Origin of the sequence: Salipiger aestuarii (assembly GCF_003259905.1) — a bacterium.
GTDB lineage: Bacteria > Pseudomonadota > Alphaproteobacteria > Rhodobacterales > Rhodobacteraceae > Salipiger > Salipiger aestuarii.
In genome coordinates this window covers 155,783-173,889 of record NZ_QLMG01000001.1, presented here as the reverse complement: position 1 = coordinate 173,889, position 18,107 = coordinate 155,783, and the positions used below count along the sequence as shown (strand labels likewise).

Below are 18,107 nucleotides of genomic sequence, written 5' to 3'. Positions count from 1 at the left end.
TTCCAAACAGGCTGTATTCATGTCATCGTGGGACACCGAATGCCTGATAAATAATATAAAAACACCGATTCCGGTATCCCGCCGCCCGCTCCAATCCTTTCCCCGGACCAAAGCGGCGACTCCCCTTCGCCTTGGCTTTGCGCTAAACCGGCGCGGCACAGCCCGAGGAGGACACATGGCCCACGGCAACCCGGCAACCGCTGTCGCGCAGGATCGCGCGAAATCCCGCAGACTTGGCGCGCTTGGCGCACTCGCGCCCTTTCTTGCCCCCTACAGGGGATTGCTCGTCGGCGCGGGACTGGCGCTGATGGCCACCGCGGCGATTTCGCTGACACTGCCGCTGGCCGTGCGCCGCGTGGTCGACAACTTCAACGCCGACGGCGGGCTGCTTGACCGCTACTTCGCCGCCGCGCTGGCCATCGCCGGGCTGCTCGCCATCGGCACCGCGCTGCGCTACGCGCTGGTGACGCGACTGGGCGAACGGGTTGTCGCCGACATCCGCAAGGCGGTGTTCGACCGGGTCATCGGCCTGTCTCCGGTGTTTTACGAAAAGATCATGACCGGCGAGGTCCTGAGCCGCATCACCACCGACACCACGCTGATCCAGTCGGTGATCGGTTCGTCGGTGTCGATCGCCCTGCGCAACATCCTGATGATGGCCGGAGGGCTGGTGCTCATGCTGCTGACCTCGGCCAAGCTGACCGGAATGGTGCTGCTGATCGTTCCGGTCGTGGTGGTCCCGATCCTGACGCTGGGGCGTCGGCTGCGCACCCTCAGTCGTGAAAACCAGGACTGGATCGCAGCCTCCTCGGCCAATGCCGCCGAAGCGCTGTCGGCGGTGCAGACCGTGCAGGCCTTTACCCACGAAAACATCTCGCGCGCAGCCTTTGGCGACGTTACGGAAAAAAGCTTTGACGCCGCGCGCCGCCGCATCTGGGTGCGCGCCGCAATGACCGCCATCGTGATCTTTCTGGTCTTCTCGGGGGTGGTCGGCGTGCTCTGGATGGGCGCGTGGGATGTGCGCGCAGGCGACATGAGCGCAGGCGCGCTGGTGCAATTCGTGATCTATTCGGTCATGGTGGCGGGCGCCGTCGCCGCGCTGTCGGAGATCTTTGGCGAATTGCAACGCGCCGCGGGCGCCACCGAACGGCTGGTCGAACTCCTGCAAACCGAAGACGCCGTACAGGACCCACCCGGGCCCCGCACCCTGCCCGCCCCCGTACGCGGCGAAATCCGGCTGGAGAACGTGTGCTTCCACTACCCCTCACGCCCCTCCGTCGCCGCCCTGGACGGGGTCACGCTTGACATCGAACCGGGAGAAACCGTCGCGCTGGTCGGCCCATCGGGCGCAGGCAAGACGACCATCGTGCAGTTGATCCAGCGGTTTTACGATCCCGAAGCGGGCCAGGTGCTGCTGGACGGCGCGCCGCTGACCGCCCTGTCACGCGACGACTTTCGCCGGCATATCGCCCTGGTGCCGCAGGACCCGGTGATCTTTGCCGCCACCGCGCGCGAAAACATCCGCTTCGGTCGTCCCGACGCGACCGCCCCCGAGATCGAGGCCGCCGCCCGCGCCGCCGCCGCCCACGATTTCCTGACGGCGCTTCCGGACGGCTACGATACCTATCTGGGCGAACGCGGCGTGATGCTGTCGGGCGGTCAGAAACAGCGCATCGCCATCGCCCGCGCCATCCTGCGCGACGCCCCGGTCCTGCTGCTGGACGAGGCGACCTCGGCGCTTGACGCGGAAAGCGAACGCGCGGTGCAGGCCGCCGTCGACCGGCTGGCCGAAGGGCGCACCACCATCATCGTTGCCCACCGCCTGGCCACCGTGAAAAAGGCCGACCGCATCGTGGTCATGGAACACGGGCGCATCGCCGCCATCGGCACCCACGATGCGCTGGTGGCCGAAGGCGGTCTCTACGCCCGCCTCGCCCGGCTGCAATTCACCGACGGCATCGCCGCCGAATAACCCCTGAACAGGGGGCGCGGCCCATCGACCCGCGCCCCTTCTTCATCTTGCCCTTGAACTCCGGGGGGTCTGGGGGGCTGGCCCCCCAGCTTTGGTAGGGTCTGGAGGGCTGGCCCCCCAAGCTTGGGTCCGCTCCGGCGGGCTGCCCCAGCCTTCTGGCGATCAGTACGGCATCGGGTGCTCCTTGTGCACCGCGTCGATGCGCTCCAGCAGCTCATCGCTCAGCACCACATCCACCGCGCCCAGCACATGGTCCAGCTGCGCGCCCGTGGTCGCACCAAAGATCGACGACGCCACAAAGGGACGCCGCGCCGACCAGGCCAGCGCCATATGCACCGGGTCCAGCCCGAAATCGCGCGCGACCCCAAGATAGGCATCGACCGCCGGAAACGCCCGCTCGGTCTTGCGCCCCCCCAGGTCGCCGTTAAGCCACATGCGCGACCCTTCGGGCACCGCGCCACCCTGGTATTTTCCGGTGAGCAACCCCGCCGCCAGCGGCGAATAAGGCAACAGGCCCACATCTTCGTTCACCATCAGCTCGGCCAGATCGGTGTCCGCCAGCCGGCACATCAGCGAATACTCGTTCTGGATCGAGACCACGCGCGGCCCGCCGGCGTCTTCGGCGATGCGCAGCCACATGGCCGTTCCCCATGCGCTGTCGTTGGCCAGACCAAAGGCACGGATGGCACCCCGGTCCACCTCACGCTGCAATGCCCCCAGCGCGTCGTGCATGTGCTGCACGGTAGCCGCGCGGTCCTGCCCCGACGGATCGTACCGCCAGTTCTTGCGGAAATGGAAACTGCCCCGGTTCGGCCAGTGAAACTGGTACAGGTCGATGACATCCGTCTTCAGCCGCTTGAGCGAGGATTCGATACAGACCGCAATGGTTTCCGCACCGATCAGCGTGCCGTCGCGCACCAGCATTGAATCACCCGTGTGCTTGGTTGCCAGCACAAAGTCGTTGCGCCGGCCCGAAGCGGCGATCCAGTCGCCGATGATTTCCTCGGTGCGCCCGATGGTCTCGGCCTTGACCGGGTTCGCCGGGTACATCTCGGCGGTGTCGATGAAATTGATTCCCGCCGCCAGCGCGCGCTCGATCTGGGCGTGGGCCTCGGGCGGCGGGGTCTGGTTGCCAAAGGTCATGGTGCCGAGGCAAAGCTCGCTCACCTCGATGCCGGACCGGCCGAGGGGGTTTGTCTTCATGGGGGTCTCCTGAAACTGGAATCCGTCGCCAACCTAGACACACGCGCCGCGAAGCCAAGACCCCGCCTGCCGGATCTTTCCCTTGGGCGCATGATCCGCTAAAGCGACAGCCACAGCGGCGCGCAGAAAAGGCAGACCATGGCACGGCATCTCATCACCTCGGCGATTCCCTATATCAACGGGATCAAACACCTGGGGAACCTGGTCGGCTCGCAACTTCCCGCCGACCTGTTCGCGCGCTACCACCGGGCGCGCGGTGACGAGGTGCTGTTTTTGTGCGCCACCGACGAACACGGCACCCCGGCCGAACTGGCCGCCGCCAAGGCGGGCAAGCCCGTCGCCGAATATTGCGCCGAAATGCACGAGGTGCAGGCAAAGATCGCCGATGGCTTCCGACTGAGCTTTGACCATTTCGGGCGCTCGTCCAGCCCGCAGAACCACGCGCTGACCCAGCATTTCGCCGGGGTTCTGGCCGATCAGGGGCTGATCCGCGAAGTGTCCGAAACGCAGATGTATTCGCCCACCGACGGCCGCTTCCTCCCCGACCGTTATATCGAAGGTACCTGCCCCAATTGCGGGTTCGAGGACGCGCGCGGCGATCAGTGCGACAATTGCACCAAACAGCTTGACCCGGTCGATCTGCTGAACCCGCGCTCGGTGATTTCCGGTGCAACCGATCTGGAAATGCGTGCGACCAAGCATTTGTTCCTGCGCCAGTCCAGCATGAAGGACCGCCTGGAAGAATGGATCGACACGCGGATCGGCTGGCCTGTGCTGACCACCTCGATCGCCAAGAAATGGCTGACAGACGGTGACGGTTTGCAGGATCGCGGCATCACCCGCGACCTTGACTGGGGCATCCCGGTGAAAAAGGGCGACCAGGACTGGCCGGGCATGGAAGGCAAGGTGTTCTACGTCTGGTTCGACGCGCCCATCGAATACATCGCCTGCGCGCAGGAATGGGTCGACGCGGGCAAGGGCGATGACTGGGAACGCTGGTGGCGCACCGACAAGGGCGCCGACGACGTGACCTATACCCAGTTCATGGGCAAGGATAACGTGCCGTTCCATACCCTCAGCTTTCCCGCCACGATCCTCGGGTCGGGCGAGCCATGGAAACTGGTGGATTACGTCAAGTCGTTCAACTACCTCAACTATGACGGGGGCCAATTCAGCACCTCGCGCGGGCGCGGCGTGTTCATGGATCAGGCGCTGGAAATCCTGCCAGCGGATTACTGGCGCTGGTGGCTGCTGAGCCACGCGCCCGAAAGCAGCGACAGCGAATTCACCTGGGAAAATTTCCAGGGCTCGGTGAACAAGGATCTGGCGGACGTGCTGGGCAATTTCGCCTCGCGCGTCACCAAATTCTGCCGGTCCAAGTTTGGCGAAACGGTTCCGACGGGTGGCAGCCTGGGCGCGCGCGAACACCAGTTGATCGCCGATCTGACCGCCCGCATCCGCGAATACGAAACCTTCATGGCGCAGGCCGAGGTGCGCAAATCCGCCGCCGCTCTGCGCGCGGCATGGGTGCTGGGCAACGAATACCTGCAAGAGGCCGCGCCCTGGTCGACCTTCAAGACCGACCCGGAAACGGCTGCCGCGCAGATCCGCCTCGCGCTGAACGTGATCCGGCTTTATGCAGTGATCTCGGCGCCGTTCATCCCGGATGCCGCGGCGCAGCTGATGGCCGCGCTGAAAACCGAGGATGACAGTTGGCCCGACGATGTGACAGGCGCGCTGAAAGCCCTGCCCGCCGGGCATGCGTTCGAGGTGCCCGAGGTCACCTTCCGCAAGATCACCGATGACGAACGCGAGGAATGGCAGACGCGCTTTGCGGGCGCGCGCACCTGAGCCTGGCGCGCCCGAAGATCGCCGCCCATACCCGCAGGCGCCACCGCCTGCGGCGCCATCTGCGCTGGCTGACAAGCCGCCGCTGAAAGATCTGCCTTTCGCGCGCGTAGCCCCCCATACGGGCCGGGTCAGTTGGAAAGCCGTCCATTGTTTCATTCCTGATCGTGCAAGTCGGATCGCTGGCAATGGTCGCCCCGCCGCGGCCTTGAAAATACTGGTGATTGGCGCAAACTGGCTTTCATGAATGAAAGCCAGCCCTCGCTTGACGACCTTGCGCTGTTTCTGGATCTGGCCGCCGCCGGGTCACTGGCCGAAACCGCACGGCGCCGCAGCATGCCGTTGCCGACCCTGTCCCGCCGCATGACAAAGCTGGAACAGATGACGGGGCGTGCGCTGTTTCTGCGCGGGCGCGCGGGGTACGCCTTGTCGGGCGACGGGCGCGCGCTCGCCGCCGAATTGCACGATCTGCCCGAGCTGCGCCAACGGGTGACCGCCTGGATGCAAACCGATCATGGCCCGGTCGCGGTGCGGATCACCGCCGGGTTCTGGACCGCACATCATCTTGCGATGCGTCTGGCACCAGACCGCGCCGGCCGGTGGTTGCCCGCGTTCGTCGCATCCAACGCGCCCCTGGATCTGGCCGGGCGCGAGGCCGACATTGGCATTCGCAACCGTCCGCCCACCTCGGCGCGCCTTGCCCGGCAGCGCCTGCGCCGCATCGACTATGTGGTTTATGCGTCCGACCCGGCGGTTACGGGCTACGTCGCCCTGCCCGCAGGTCCGGGGCTTGCCGCGTCGCAACGCTGGTTGCACGACACTTGCGGTGATCGGATCGTGACCACCGCGACGGACCCCCGGCTGTGTCTTGATCTTGCGCTTGCGGGGTTCGGGCAGGTGGTTCTGCCCACATTCGCGGGCGATGCCACTGCCGGATTGACGCGCATGTCGCCGCCCATCGCCCCCCTGTCACACGACGAATGGCTTGTCAGCCACCACGCGTCCCGCCACGACCCGCCCATCCGCGCCGCGCTGAACGCCATCGCAGACGCGCTCTGCCCCGATTGACAAGCGGGCCGCCCCTGCGCTACCTCGCGCGCTTCATCACGCAAAGGGCGCAGGGCATGGCACGCAAGAAGGGCCGCGACATTTCGGGCTGGCTGATCGTCGACAAACCGGCAGGGATCACATCCACTTCGGTGGTGAGCAAGGTCCGCTGGGCGCTGGATGCCAGAAAAGCCGGCCACGCGGGCACGCTGGACCCCGACGCGACCGGCGTTCTGGCCATCGCTTTGGGCGAGGCGACCAAGACCGTGCCCTACATCACCGACGCGCTGAAAGCCTATCGTTTTGTCGTTCGGCTGGGGCAGCGCACCAACACCGACGATGCCGAAGGCGAGGTGCTGGCCCAGAGCGACCTGCGCCCGGCGGATGACGAGATAAAGGAACGGCTGCATGGGTTCGTGGGCGAAATCAGCCAGGTGCCGCCGCAATTCTCGGCGGTGAAGATCGACGGCGAACGCGCCTACAAGCGCGCCCGCGACGGTGAAACGATGGAGATCGCGGCGCGCCCGCTCTGGGTCGAAGAGCTGACGATGATCTCGCGCCCGGACGCCGATCATGTCGAGTTGGAAATGGTGTGCGGCAAGGGCGGCTATGTGCGGTCGATCGCGCGCGACCTGGGCGAGTTGCTGGGCTGCCACGGCCATGTGCTGCAGCTGCGCCGCACCTGGTCCGGGCCGTTCGACGCCGGGGACGGCATCAGCCTGGAAGACGTAGCCGCGCAGGCCAAAACCCCCGAGCTTGACACGCATCTCAAGCCGCTGGAGGTCGGGCTTGCGGATCTGCCCGAACTGAAATGTACCGCGGAGGGTGCCGCCCGCCTGCGCAATGGCAACCCCGGAATGGTGATCCCCGGCGACGTCGACTACGGCGAGGAGGCCTGGGCGTCCTATCAGGGGCGTGCGGTGGCGGTGGGCACATACAAGGCCGGCGAGCTGCACCCGAACCGCGTCTTTGTCCTGCCCCCCGCGCCCTGATCGGCAGGGCTGGCTGGCCCCAATCGCGTATCGCCCGTGGTCTTGGTCATTGTCCGCGCCCGGGTCGGCATCAAGCCGGGCGCCGCTGAACGGTACGCTATCCGCCTCCGGCCCGCGCCGAGCGACACCACACCTCCGATGTCCTGCGGCGCTGGCGCGTTGGCCGGGACCGGATCGCCAGGCGCGATAAGGTCATCCCCATCGGGGCCGGTCACGGTTTGGGCGGCATTCAACGTATCGCCCCAATATCGCCGCCCCGGGCGCCCGTCAGGTCCTGCCCAACGCGTTCCTGCAAAGAGGCGGCGCGGTCAGCCCCTGAAAGAACACGATTTCAGGTCAGCGTAGCGGCGCCATCCGGCGGCGACAGCCCCGCCCCCCTCGCGCAATTTCCGGCGCAGAACGTCAAGGCGGTGAATTTCGGTGGTATCGCCATGGGTATCGAAAAATATTGACAAGGTCTTCGCCGGGCGTGCAATCGACGGTTGGGCCCTGGGAAGGGGCATCCGGGGTGTCGGGCGGCCGTACACCCCGAACGACCAGCCAGGCATCCCTGCGTTGAACGAGCCCGCCACCGCCCCGTGCCCACAAAGCCTTTGCCATGCGCAAAAATCACGACGACGACCGTCTGGTTGAGTTTTCGAAATTTCAGGTCAAAATTCTGTCCACAGCGCCGGATCAGCCCAGCATCTTCAGCCACCGCCGCAGCGCATCCAGCGCTTCCGGTTCGTCCAGAAACGGCACATGGCCGCGTCCAGGGACCGTGGCGGCGATCATGTCGGGGCGGCGTTGCTGCATCGTTTCAAAGGTTTGCACCGACAGAAGGTCCGAGTTCGCGCCGCGGATCGCACAGAGCGGCAGACCTTTGAGCGCATCGAACAGCGGCCACAAATCCGCAACCGGCTGCGCCCCGTCCGCCAGAACGGCCTCGCGCAGCCGTGGATCATAGGTGATTTCCAGCCCCCCCGCGGTTTCGCGATAGAATTTCTCCGCCTCTTCGCGCCAGCGGCTTTCGGGAACCCCGTCAAAGGCGGTCATCGCGGCGGCCCGTTTCCGTGCGGCCTCGTCCAGCGTTTTCCATGGCGGATTGCGCCCCAGATACCCCTTTATCACGTCCAGCCCCGCATCCGCGATTTCGGGGCCGATGTCGTTCAACGCCACGCCGGTCAGCCTGTCCTTGACCGTTGCGGCCAGCAGCATCGCGATCAGCCCCCCGCGCGAGGTTCCCAGCACCGCCGCCGTGCCCAGCCCGAGATGATCGAGCAGTTCGACCGCATCGCGCCCTTCGACCGGGATGGTATAGTCGGCCGGATCGCCCCAATCGGATTCGCCGCGCCCGCGATAATCCAGCCGGATCAGCCGCACGCCGGGCAGATGCGGCGCCACATAGTCGAAATCGCGCCCGTCGCGGGTCAGACCGGCAAGACACAGCAGCGCCGGGCCGTCGCCTTCGACGGTGTAATGCAGGGACAGCCCGTCCGAGGTGGTGAAACGCGGCATCAGCAAAGCTCCGATATCGTGGTCAGATCTGACAGAACATGGTGCGGACGCGCGGCAAGTCGATCCATCGGCAGGCCGGCCCGATTGACCCAGGCGGTGCGAAAGCCATAGCCTGCGGCGCCCGCAGCGTCCCAGCCGTTGGACGACACGAACAGCACCTGTTCGGGCGCGCAGCCCATCCGCGTTCCCACCAGATCGTAAACGGAGCGGGCGGGTTTGAAGACGCCGACGTCTTCGACCGACAGCACCGCCTCAAGCCGGGCGCCGATCCCGGCGCTGGACACCGCAGCCTCCAGCATGTCGGGCGAGCCGTTCGACAATATCGCCGCGCGCAGCCCTTTGGCCAGCAGCGCATCCAGCATCGCGGGCACTTCGGGATAGGCATCCAGCACGAAATACAGATCCATCAGGCGCGCGCGCAGGGCGTCGCCCGTCAGCCCGTGCCGTTCCATCGCCCAGTCCAGCGCATTGCCGGTGACCTCGCGAAAGGGGACGTGATCGCCGGTGATCGCCCGCAGCCAGGAATACTCCAGCTGCTTGCGGCGCCAGTCCTCGGACAGCGGCTGCCAGATGTCGGCAAGTGCCGGATCCGCATCCGCCGCGCGGCGCGCCGCTGCGGAAACATCGAACAACGTGCCGTACGCGTCAAAAACGCAGGTGGTTATGGTCATGGCATTCCCCTTTGCGGCAAAGCCTTGCACGGCGGCGGGCGATGGAAAAGGCCCCCCGTTTGCAATTTCTGCCAAGTTTGGGTACCCTGCCGGGGAGAAATACGAGCACCCGCTTTCGGCGGCCTCGTCCATTCACGCGATTTGCAAGACACGCAATCCCAGACACGAACGGAGAAACCATGACGCAGGTCAAGACCGGCGATACCGTCCGCATCCATTACACCGGCACGCTTTCCGATGGCACCACCTTTGATTCCAGCACGGGCCGCGATCCGCTGGAATTCACCGTCGGGTCGGGCCAGATCATTCCCGGCCTCGAAAAGGCGATTCCCGGCATGGCTCCCGGCGAGAAGAAAACCGTCGAGATCGCCCCGGAAGAGGCCTACGGCCCCGTCCACGCCGAAGGACGCCAGGCGGTGCCCCGTCAGGAAATTCCCGACGACATCCCGCTTGATCTGGGCACCCAGTTGCAGGTTCAGACCCCGAACGGCCAGACCATGAACGTCACCGTGGCCGAGGTCACCGAGACCGAAGTGACGCTTGACGCCAACCACCCGCTTGCCGGCAAGGATCTGACCTTTGCCATCGAACTGGTCGAAATCGCCTGATGACAGTTGCGGGGGCGGGGGGCACTGCGTCGCCCCGCCCCTGGCTTCCGCCTGCTCTTTGACCCTGCCCCCTGCCCCTGCCCCCTGACCCTGTGCGCCCATGGATCACCCCCTGATCGACCTGATCGACGCGCGTATCCGAAAGGCGCAGGCCGACGGCGCCTTTGACAACCTGCCGGGCGCGGGAAAACCTCTGCCCCCCCCGTGACGATCCGCAAAACGCAGTCTTTGACCGTATCCTGAAGGCCAACGGCGCGGTGCCCGAGCCGGTGTCGCTGATGCGCGAGATGTCCCGCCTGCGCGCGCAGCTGGCGAACACCGCCGATCGCAGCGGGCGCCGCCGCATCCTCCAGGACCTGTCGCTGTTGCAAGCCCGGCTTGATATCGCGCGCAAGTGCCCCTGAGCCTGCCCCTGGCGCTTGAACCCGTGCCCAACTGCGTGGCACATGGCACTGTCGCGCACTTCAGGGGACAAACATGGTTACCGTCAAACAGCAATACGAAGCCTACCCCTATCCCGAACGCGACCCCGCGGACGAAGATACGCGGCTGATCACCGGCTCTCCGTCGCATCCGTTCGAAATGGACCACATGCTGTGGAACGGCGCGCGCGACTGGTCCGTGCCGCTGCGCATCCTGGTGGCGGGCGGGGGCACCGGCGACGGGCTGATCCAGCTTGCCACCTTGCTTGACATGCTGGGCGCGCCGGCCAGGATCACCTATCTGGACCTGTCCACCGCCTCACGCGCCGTGGCCGAGGCGCGCGCCGCCCGGCGCGGTCTGGGCGGCATCGACTTTCACACCGGCAGCCTGCTGGATGCGGCGGATTACGGTCAGTTCGATTACATCGACTGCTGCGGCGTGCTGCACCACCTGCCCGACCCGGCGGCGGGATTTGCGGCCCTGCGCGGCGCGCTCGCGCCCGGTGGGGGCATGGGGTTCATGGTTTACGCGCCTTATGGCCGTTCGGGCGTCTACCCGTTGCAGGACGCGTTTGGCGCGCTGTTCGACGGGTTGCCGCCGCAGGATCGGCTGGAACAGGCCCGCCGCATCGTGGCCGACCTGCCCGAAGGCCACCCCTTTGCCGCCAACCGCAATCTTGGCGATCACCACGCCAGCGACGCGGGGTTCTACGACCTGCTGCTGCACGGACAGGACCGAGCCTTTGCCGTGCCCGAGCTGCTGGAAACGCTCGACGCCACCGGCTGGCGCCTTGCGTCGTTCACCGCGCCGGCGATATACGACCTTGCCCGCATCACGCCGGTGCCCGAAGGCATGAACCCGAGGCAACAGATGGCCATCGCGGAAAAGCTGCGCGGCACGATCCGGATGCATGTGGCCTATGCTGTGCCGGCCGACGCGCCGCCCTCGCTTGCCCGGCCCACCAACCGCGCCCTTGTGCCCCACCTGCGCGGCATCAAACGCCAGGCACTGGCCAAGGCCGTCGCGCAGGGCCGCCCGCTGCCGCTGCAACTGGGCCAGCTCAGGACCGACGTGACCCTGCCGCGCAGCGCCGCCGCCGTGCTGGCCGCGATCGACGGCCGCCGCGACCTGTCGCAGATCGCCACCACGGCCCGGCTGGACCCGCTGGCCTTCGGCACCGTCTGGGGGCGGATCGACGCGGCGCTCGCGCCGTGGGGCTTGCTGCATTACTCGGGATTGATGCGCCAGACCGGCAAGTCGCTGCGCGGCCTGTAGCGCGCCACCGCAACGTCGCATGCCGCGCTGGCTGCCGTCGCGTTTGGCGCCCTTGCGCGACCGCGCGTTCCTTTCCACACTGCGCAAGAGGAGAGCGCCCCGAAAGGGGTCACAAAGGGAGAAACAAGCCATGCGTTTCGCGTCTCTGCAAGACCGCGATGCCATCGAGGCGGAAAAATCATGGGCGGACCGCTCGCTTCCCGCGACGCTTTACGGGCAGATCGCGCGCACAGCCAAGGCATTTCCCGATCGCCCGGCGATCAGCTATCAGCTTTTGTCGGGACCAAAGGACCGCGCCGAAACCCTGACATGGAGCCAGCTTTTGGCGCAGATCAGTCAGGCCGCGAACCTGTTTCGCAGCCTTGGCATCGGGGAAACCGACGTGGTCGCCTATGTGCTGCCCAACTGCACCGAAGCGGTGTTGGCCCTGCTGGGCGGCGCGGTGGCGGGCATCGTGCTGCCGATCAACCCGCTGCTTGAACCCGAACAGATCGCCGCCATCCTGCGCGAGACGGATGCCAGCGTGGTCGTCACGCTCAAACCCTTTCCCAAGACCGATGTCGCGCAAAAGGTGGCCGAGGCCTGCCGCCACGCGCCGCATGTGCACACGGTGCTGGAGGTCGACCTGAACCGCTATCTGACAGCGCCCCGGCGCTGGATCGTACCGTTCCTGCGCCCCGGACGCGGCGCCAGCCACGCCGACACCAGATGTTTCCGCACGGAACTGGCGCGCCAGCCGGACCGGCTGAGCTTTGACGACCCGCAACGGGATCGCGTCGCCGCCTATTTCCATACGGGCGGCACCACGGGCATGCCCAAGGTGGCGCGGCATCTGTATTCGGGCATGCTGTACAACGGCTGGCTGGGCGACCGGCTGCTGTTCAGCGAACAGGACAACATCATGTGCCCGCTGCCGCTGTTCCATGTCTTTGCCGTGCATGTCATCGTTATGGCGGCGATCTGTTCCGGCGCGCATGTGGTGTTTCCCACGCCCCAGGGGTATCGCGGCGCCGGCGTGTTCGACAATTTCTGGAAGCTGTGCGAACGTTGGCGCATCAGCTTCATCATCACCGTGCCCACCGCCGTGTCCGCGCTGATGCAGCGGCCGGTGGATGCGGACATATCCTCGGTCAGGCTGGCGTTTTCCGGGTCGGCACCGATGCCGATGGAACTGTTCAAACGCTTTGAATCCGCCTGCGGCATCACGATTTGCGAGGGCTACGGGCTGACCGAGGCGACCTGTCTCGTGTCCGTCAATCCGCCCGAAGGGGTCAAGAAAGTCGGGTCCATCGGCATCCCGCTTCCCTACACCCACGTCAGGATCGTGCAGCAGACCGACGTGGGCCCGCGCGAATGCCCCCGCGGCGAGATCGGCGAGATCTGCGTGGCCAGCCCTGGTGTCTATGCCGGCAGCACCTACACCGAACAAGACCGCAATCACGCGCTGTTTCACGAAGGCATCTACCTGCGGACAGGCGATCTGGGCCGGATGGACGATGACGGCTATCTGTGGATCACCGGGCGCGCCAAGGATGTGATCATCCGCGGCGGGCACAATATCGACCCCGCCGAGATCGAGGATGCTTTGCTTGCCCATCCTGCCGTGGCCTTTGCGGGCGCCATCGGCCAGCCGGATTCGCATGCCGGCGAACTGCCCTGCGCCTTTGTGGAACTCTGCGCCGGGGCAGAGGTGACCCCCGAAGAGCTGATGGCCCATGCACGGGTTCATATTCACGAACGCGCCGCGCTGCCAAAGCACCTGGCGATCCTGCCGGAGCTGCCCAAGACCGCCGTGGGCAAGGTGTTCAAGCCCGCGCTGCGGATGCTTGCCATAACGCGGGTCTATGACGCCGCGCTTGGCGCCGCGGGGTTGTCGGCGCGGGTGGTGGATGTACGGGACGACCGTCGGCGCGGGCTGATTGCCCGCATCGCCCGCAACGGGTCGGACGCGGACCATGTGCGCCATTGCCTGGGGGCATTTACCTGCGCGTGGGACTGGTCTGACGATGGCCCAGTTGCCGGACCAGCTGTCGGGCGGGAGAAGCGGCCAGAGAAGCGGCCTGGGGTCAATTGACCCCGCCTTCGGGCGGCTTGCAGAAAATTTCGTACAGCAAACCGATCACGCGGCCCGTGTCATCGTTCGCGAGACTATAGAAAATGGTCTTGCCATCGCGGCGGGTGCTGACCAGCCCCTCTTCGCGCAAGCGGGCCAGCATCTGGCTGACCGCCGCCTGCCGGATGCCCAGCAGTGTTTCCAGCTCGCCCACCGACTTTTCACCCGACCCCAGGTGACACAGGATCATCAGCCGCCCCTCATGGGCCAGCGTCTTGAGAAATCCCGCCGCATCGCGGGCATTCGCGGCCATATGGTCGGCGGGCGGGACGATGGCAGAGCGGTCGGACACGTTCGGTTACCTTGCTGGCGAATGGACATCGTGCACACGGCCCGCCACGACATGCGAGGCGCGCAGGCCGGCGCGACTGCGTATGGCGTGTAACGCGGGGCCAGCGCCCCGGTTCCCGCCGTCAGGCCCGCGCGATGGCGTCCAGCAGCCGGGCCAGCCCCGCCGGATCGGACAGGAACGGCGAATGCGACCACGCGCGGGCATGCACATCCGCCGCCGGAATGCCCAGAGCCATGCGGCGCTGGTCGGCGGGCGGAATGGCGCGATCCTGGGTACACAGGATATAGCTGCGCGGCACTGCGCGGGCTGCCCCGGCAAGGCGCACCGGGGTTTCCTGCGGCGCGATCGGCTCGGGGCGCAGACTGGCGGTCGCGGCGCGCGCGACCGCCTCCGGGCAATCGTGATAGAACAGATCCCGCGCCAGTTCGGGCACAAAGTCAAAGCTATGCCCCTCCGGGGTGCGCCGAAGGGCGGGTTTCAGCGGTTGACTGTCCTGTTGCCGGCGCAGCGACGTCACGCTGTCGCCATCCTGCGGCAGGTAGGCGCACAGATAGACCAGCCGCGCAACGCGATCCGGGGCAAGCTCGGCGGCCAGCGTCGCGGGGACCCCGGCCATGGAATGGGCCAGCAGAATGGTGCCGGGCAGCAGCGCCGCCGCGATCGCGCTGGCATAATCGCCCAGCGTCGCCCCGGCGGCGGGCTGCGGGTCGTCGCCATGCGCGGGCAGATCGAAATGCGGCACGTCATGGCCAAGCGCCACAAGATGCGGCACCAGCGCGTCCCACGCCCACGCTCCGTGACAGGCGCCCGCCACCAGCAGCATACGCGCCATCAGACGTGACCCTGCGCGGTCAGGAATCCTGACAGGATTTCGGCGTATTCGGCGGGCTTTTCGACGCAGGCCATGTGCCCCGCCCCGCGCATCAGCCGGACCTGCGCGCCCGGAATCAGATCCACCGTTTCGCGCACCAGATCGGGCGGGGTCGACCCGTCATCGGCCCCGGCGATCCCTAGCGCGGGCAGACGCAACCCCGAGGTCGGCGTCATGAAATCCGTGCCCGAGATGGCGTGACAGCAGCCAGTGTACCCCTCCACCGGCGTGCGTTCCAGCATGTGACGGATCGCGTGCCGGTCGTGGCAGTCTGGGGAAAACCACTTGTCCAGCGTGTCCTCCACGATGGCGCCCAGGCCCTGCGCCTGGACCAGCGCGATCCGGTCGGCCCAGATCTGACGGGTGCCGATCTTGGCGGCGGTGTGCGACAGCACCAGCCCCCGCACAAGATCCAGCCGTTTGGCCGCCAGCCCCTGCGCCACCATGCCACCAATCGACAGCCCGACGAAAACGGCGTCTTTCATCCCGGCATGTTCCATCAACTGCTCGGCGTCGCGCACCAGCTGCCCCATGGAATAGGGTCCCTCGGGCGCGTCCGACAACCCGTGCCCGCGCATGTCGTAGCGCAGGATGCGCAGCCCCTCGGGCAGATGCCCGACGACGTCATCCCAGATCCGCAGATCGGTGCCAAGCGCATTGGCAAATACCAGCGGAGCGCCCCCTTCGGGACCGTCCAGACGATAATGCAGGCGAATATCGCCCAGGTCTGCAATCTGCATCGGGTCTCCTGTGTCATCCGTGCTCAGCATAGCGCAAGTACCGAAAAAGCGAAGGGCGCGCCTGGCAAAAAAGACGCGCCCGTTTGTCATTCGTGCGTCCGGCCTCTCGGCGGCAGGATCATTCCTTGATGGTGATCCGACCGTCCGTATAGGGCGCATAGGGCGCGTTGGCGGCCAGGAATTCCGCCGTCACGTCCGCCAGATCCGGCCCGAAGTCATAGGCGTTCTGCGCATCCATGAACATCTTGTAACCGTCGCCGCCGTTGCGAACGTAGTTGTTGGACACCAGACCATAGGTCTTGTCCGGGTCGATGGCGGTCCCGGCGACCATCACGTCGGACACGCGGCTGCCCGGTTCGGCCGACGGATCGACCGCAAAGCTGATGCCCGCGACCTGCGGGAAACGCCCGCCGCCGTCTTCGATCTGGCTGACACCGTTTTCCAGCGCCGCGACCACCGTCGCGCCGGAGACCTGAAACGTCGACAGCGTGTTCTGAAACGGCAGCACGGTCAGCACTTCGCCCATGGTGACCTCGCCCGCGTCGATCGACGCGCGCAGCCCGCCGCCGTTGGCGATCGCGATTTCGATGCCCTGGTCCTTGACCCGGTCCAGCATCGCGTCGGCGACGAGGTTGCCCATCGGGCATTCCACCGCACGGCACATATCGCGGCTGCCGGTGATTTCTGCGCTGGTTTCGGCAACCACCTTGTTGCGGATTTCCTCCAGCGGGGCGGCGGCCTCCTTGATGCGCTCCTTGGTGGGGGTGTCTTCGGCGACCGAGCCATCCATCACCAGCGGCGCGCCGGACGCCTGCGTGATGACTCCGTCATCGTCGAAGGTGACGTTCAATTCGCCCAGAAATTTTCCATAGGCATAGGCGGACACGATGGCCGTGTCGTTCACCATGGTCGGGTACGGGCCTTCGGCGCCGTCCATCTCGCCCAGCAGGGTGTTGGTGTGCCCGCCCACGATCACATCGACCCCGGTGGTGGTGTTGGCCACGTCGATGTCGACCTTGTAGCCCGAATGCGACAGCACGACGATCTTGTTCACGCCGTCTTCGGTCAGCTTATCGACCTCGCCCTGCACCGCGTCCGCCGGATCGGTGAAGACGATGTTCTTGCCCGGACTGGCAAGTTCGTCCGTATCCTGCGGCGTCAGGCCGATCAGGCCGATTTTTTCGCCGTTCTTTTCAATGACGGTGGATTTCGCGATCTTGTCGGTCAGCAGCGGTTCGCCCGAGATGTCGGCATTCGACATCAGCACCGGGAAATCGACCGAATCGACAAAGCCGCGCAGAACCTCGGGGCCGTCGTCGAATTCGTGGTTGCCCACGGTCATCGCGTCATAGCCCATCTTGTTCATCATCTCGGCGGCAAGCTTGCCCTTGTAATAGGTGTAAAACAGCGTGCCCTGAAACTGGTCGCCGCCATCGACAAGGATGTAGTTGTCCAGCCTTGCCTTGGCGTCGTTCAGCGCCGTGATCAGGCGCGCGGAACCGCCAAAGCAGTCCCCCGCCGCGTTGTCCTCTTCGCCACAGGACGAATCGTATTTGCTGATCGGCTCAAAGCGGGAATGGAAATCGTTGGTGTGCAGAATCGTCAGCGAATACTCGGCGCTGGCGGCCCCTGCGGTCAGCGCAAGCGCCGCTGCCGTGGACAGAAGACGGAACGTCATCGGAAAAAACCTCTCTGCGGTGTTTTGTGACGGAATTGTTGCAACGCCTGCGCGAAACTGTCAAAGAGCCGTTTCGCCTGACGTAACGCCCGGCGGAAACAGCCGCGTGACATCGCACCATTTGCGGCGCGGCACGCATGCAGCGCAGGTCCCGCCACGGATTCTACCCCAGATTGTGCGAGACGACCCGCGTCTTCGCTGTTACCCACCCCCTGCCATGCATTCTTGCGGCAGGGTGTTGTGCGGTCGCGCTGTCCGGGGCGGCGCCCGCCGCAACGGCTGCGACATTCTACACCGACGTCTCGGATTTCGCGATTGCGACGGACAACAGCATCGGTTTCCTCACGGAGGATTTCGAGGACGCGGCATCCCCCGCGTCCCCTCTGCCCAGCCGGACATTCGCCTGGGGGTCGGTCACCGAAACCGGCGGCACGAACGCCATCCATGTACATCCCTACGACATCATGCCGGGGCCGCTGTCCTACGGGTCCTACACCGGCGAGGCGCTGCCCGCCGCGCTGGGCAGCGACAGCGCGATCTGGTATCACAACGATGGCGCAAGCATGCTGACCATCGCCTTTGGCAGCGCTGTCAGCGCGCTCAGCCTGTATCTGTCCAGCGGTGACAACGGCCTCGTCACCGTCACGGGCAGCACCGGCTGGACGACGACCGCCGCGTCCACGGCCAACGATCCGTCCTATTGGGGCGTGACCAGCGACACGCCCTTCACATCGCTCACCTTGCGGGGCCAAGCGCCTATGTCGGCATGGATCATCTGAAATTCAACGCCGCCGCCGTGCCGCTGCCCGCGACCGGGCTGCTGCTGCTGGCCGGTCTCGGCGCGCTGGGGCTGCGCCGCCGCGCAAGGGGCTGATCG

Annotated in this window: 15 protein-coding genes and 2 pseudogenes; 10 read left to right on the top strand and 7 right to left on the bottom strand. The window is 66.1% G+C overall.

What is annotated here, in order from left to right; genetic code table 11:
- Positions 1-175: 175 nt before the first annotated feature.
- Positions 176-1,972 (top strand): ABC transporter transmembrane domain-containing protein, encoded by a 1,797-nt coding sequence (locus ATI53_RS00905; protein ID WP_009506201.1) that lies wholly within the window; start codon positions 176-178, stop codon positions 1,970-1,972.
- 162 nt (positions 1,973-2,134) lie between these two features.
- On the opposite strand, the gene ATI53_RS00900 is transcribed toward ATI53_RS00905, so the two are convergent.
- Complete coding sequence (locus ATI53_RS00900; RefSeq protein ID WP_009506202.1) at positions 2,135-3,175, bottom strand: aldo/keto reductase; 1,041 nt, start codon at positions 3,173-3,175, stop codon at positions 2,135-2,137.
- 135 nt (positions 3,176-3,310) lie between these two features.
- Here ATI53_RS00900 and metG point away from each other — a divergent pair.
- The 3 genes and pseudogenes from metG to truB form a co-directional block, all read left to right on the top strand.
- A pseudogene (gene metG / locus ATI53_RS00895) lies at positions 3,311-5,026 on the top strand (methionine--tRNA ligase); the annotation flags it as partial.
- Positions 5,027-5,266: 240 nt separating this feature from the next.
- A complete protein-coding gene (locus ATI53_RS00890) occupies positions 5,267-6,091 on the top strand; it encodes a LysR family transcriptional regulator (RefSeq protein ID WP_009506205.1) in 825 nt (274 codons plus the stop codon).
- Positions 6,092-6,147: 56 nt separating this feature from the next.
- A complete protein-coding gene (gene truB, locus ATI53_RS00885; protein ID WP_111549484.1) occupies positions 6,148-7,062 on the top strand; it encodes a tRNA pseudouridine(55) synthase TruB in 915 nt (304 codons plus the stop codon).
- Positions 7,063-7,737: 675 nt separating this feature from the next.
- Here truB and ATI53_RS00880 read toward each other — a convergent pair.
- Together ATI53_RS00880 and ATI53_RS00875 are read right to left on the bottom strand one after the other, a co-directional pair.
- Positions 7,738-8,559 (bottom strand): alpha/beta fold hydrolase, encoded by an 822-nt coding sequence (locus tag ATI53_RS00880; protein ID WP_009506208.1) that lies wholly within the window; start codon positions 8,557-8,559, stop codon positions 7,738-7,740.
- Positions 8,559-9,230, bottom strand: a complete 672-nt coding sequence (locus ATI53_RS00875; RefSeq protein WP_111549483.1) for a haloacid dehalogenase type II — start codon at positions 9,228-9,230, stop codon at positions 8,559-8,561. The genes ATI53_RS00880 and ATI53_RS00875 overlap by 1 nt, the downstream gene beginning before the upstream one ends.
- 179 nt (positions 9,231-9,409) lie before the next feature.
- Here ATI53_RS00875 and ATI53_RS00870 point away from each other — a divergent pair, with 179 nt between their 5' ends.
- From ATI53_RS00870 to ATI53_RS00855, 4 genes and pseudogenes are all read left to right on the top strand, one after another.
- A complete protein-coding gene (locus ATI53_RS00870; RefSeq protein WP_009506212.1) occupies positions 9,410-9,838 on the top strand; it encodes an FKBP-type peptidyl-prolyl cis-trans isomerase in 429 nt (142 codons plus the stop codon).
- Positions 9,839-9,938: 100 nt separating this feature from the next.
- Positions 9,939-10,242, top strand: a pseudogene (locus tag ATI53_RS00865) (DnaJ family domain-containing protein).
- Between the two features lie 73 nt (positions 10,243-10,315).
- Positions 10,316-11,536: a class I SAM-dependent methyltransferase gene (locus tag ATI53_RS00860; RefSeq protein WP_009506217.1), complete on the top strand. Its 1,221-nt coding sequence runs from the start codon at positions 10,316-10,318 to the stop codon at positions 11,534-11,536.
- A gap of 130 nt (positions 11,537-11,666) precedes the next feature.
- The gene (locus ATI53_RS00855) at positions 11,667-13,610 is read left to right on the top strand and encodes an acyl-CoA synthetase (protein WP_111549482.1); all 1,944 of its coding nucleotides are present in this window, start codon (positions 11,667-11,669) and stop codon (positions 13,608-13,610) included.
- Here ATI53_RS00855 and ATI53_RS00850 read toward each other — a convergent pair.
- From ATI53_RS00850 to ATI53_RS00835, 4 genes are all read right to left on the bottom strand, one after another.
- Positions 13,603-13,902, bottom strand: coding sequence for an ArsR/SmtB family transcription factor (locus tag ATI53_RS00850; RefSeq protein ID WP_111549558.1), 300 nt, complete (start codon positions 13,900-13,902; stop codon positions 13,603-13,605). The genes ATI53_RS00855 and ATI53_RS00850 overlap by 8 nt on opposite strands.
- A 160-nt stretch (positions 13,903-14,062) precedes the next feature.
- On the bottom strand, positions 14,063-14,773 hold the full coding sequence (locus ATI53_RS00845; RefSeq protein ID WP_111549481.1) for an alpha/beta fold hydrolase: 711 nt from the start codon (positions 14,771-14,773) through the stop codon (positions 14,063-14,065).
- On the bottom strand, positions 14,773-15,552 hold the full coding sequence (gene pcaD / locus ATI53_RS00840) for a 3-oxoadipate enol-lactonase (protein ID WP_009506227.1): 780 nt from the start codon (positions 15,550-15,552) through the stop codon (positions 14,773-14,775). The genes ATI53_RS00845 and pcaD overlap by 1 nt, the downstream gene beginning before the upstream one ends.
- A gap of 118 nt (positions 15,553-15,670) precedes the next feature.
- Positions 15,671-17,230 (bottom strand): bifunctional metallophosphatase/5'-nucleotidase, encoded by a 1,560-nt coding sequence (locus ATI53_RS00835; RefSeq protein ID WP_111549480.1) that lies wholly within the window; start codon positions 17,228-17,230, stop codon positions 15,671-15,673.
- A gap of 137 nt (positions 17,231-17,367) precedes the next feature.
- Between ATI53_RS00835 and ATI53_RS00830 the strand changes: the two genes are divergently transcribed.
- Both ATI53_RS00830 and ATI53_RS00825 read left to right on the top strand, forming a co-directional pair.
- On the top strand, positions 17,368-18,009 hold the full coding sequence (locus tag ATI53_RS00830; RefSeq protein WP_146609863.1) for a hypothetical protein: 642 nt from the start codon (positions 17,368-17,370) through the stop codon (positions 18,007-18,009).
- Complete coding sequence (locus tag ATI53_RS00825) at positions 17,997-18,104, top strand: VPLPA-CTERM sorting domain-containing protein (protein ID WP_111549478.1); 108 nt, start codon at positions 17,997-17,999, stop codon at positions 18,102-18,104. Before ATI53_RS00830 ends, ATI53_RS00825 begins: the two co-directional genes overlap by 13 nt.
- The last annotated feature ends 3 nt before the right edge of the window (positions 18,105-18,107 follow it).

Bases quoted from the DNA above. Each gene is read 5' to 3' on its own strand.
- ATI53_RS00905 (WP_009506201.1), top strand. From the start codon at position 176: ATGGCCCACGGCAACCCGGCAACCGCTGTCGCGCAGGATCGCGCGAAA.
- ATI53_RS00900 (WP_009506202.1), bottom strand. From the start codon at position 3,175: ATGAAGACAAACCCCCTCGGCCGGTCCGGCATCGAGGTGAGCGAGCTT.
- ATI53_RS00890 (WP_009506205.1), top strand. From the start codon at position 5,267: ATGAATGAAAGCCAGCCCTCGCTTGACGACCTTGCGCTGTTTCTGGAT.
- truB (WP_111549484.1), top strand. From the start codon at position 6,148: ATGGCACGCAAGAAGGGCCGCGACATTTCGGGCTGGCTGATCGTCGAC.
- ATI53_RS00880 (WP_009506208.1), bottom strand. From the start codon at position 8,559: ATGCCGCGTTTCACCACCTCGGACGGGCTGTCCCTGCATTACACCGTC.
- ATI53_RS00875 (WP_111549483.1), bottom strand. From the start codon at position 9,230: ATGACCATAACCACCTGCGTTTTTGACGCGTACGGCACGTTGTTCGAT.
- ATI53_RS00870 (WP_009506212.1), top strand. From the start codon at position 9,410: ATGACGCAGGTCAAGACCGGCGATACCGTCCGCATCCATTACACCGGC.
- ATI53_RS00860 (WP_009506217.1), top strand. From the start codon at position 10,316: ATGGTTACCGTCAAACAGCAATACGAAGCCTACCCCTATCCCGAACGC.
- ATI53_RS00855 (WP_111549482.1), top strand. From the start codon at position 11,667: ATGCGTTTCGCGTCTCTGCAAGACCGCGATGCCATCGAGGCGGAAAAA.
- ATI53_RS00850 (WP_111549558.1), bottom strand. From the start codon at position 13,902: ATGGCCGCGAATGCCCGCGATGCGGCGGGATTTCTCAAGACGCTGGCC.
- ATI53_RS00845 (WP_111549481.1), bottom strand. From the start codon at position 14,773: ATGGCGCGTATGCTGCTGGTGGCGGGCGCCTGTCACGGAGCGTGGGCG.
- pcaD (WP_009506227.1), bottom strand. From the start codon at position 15,552: ATGCAGATTGCAGACCTGGGCGATATTCGCCTGCATTATCGTCTGGAC.
- ATI53_RS00835 (WP_111549480.1), bottom strand. From the start codon at position 17,230: ATGACGTTCCGTCTTCTGTCCACGGCAGCGGCGCTTGCGCTGACCGCA.
- ATI53_RS00830 (WP_146609863.1), top strand. From the start codon at position 17,368: ATGCAGCGCAGGTCCCGCCACGGATTCTACCCCAGATTGTGCGAGACG.
- ATI53_RS00825 (WP_111549478.1), top strand. From the start codon at position 17,997: ATGGATCATCTGAAATTCAACGCCGCCGCCGTGCCGCTGCCCGCGACC.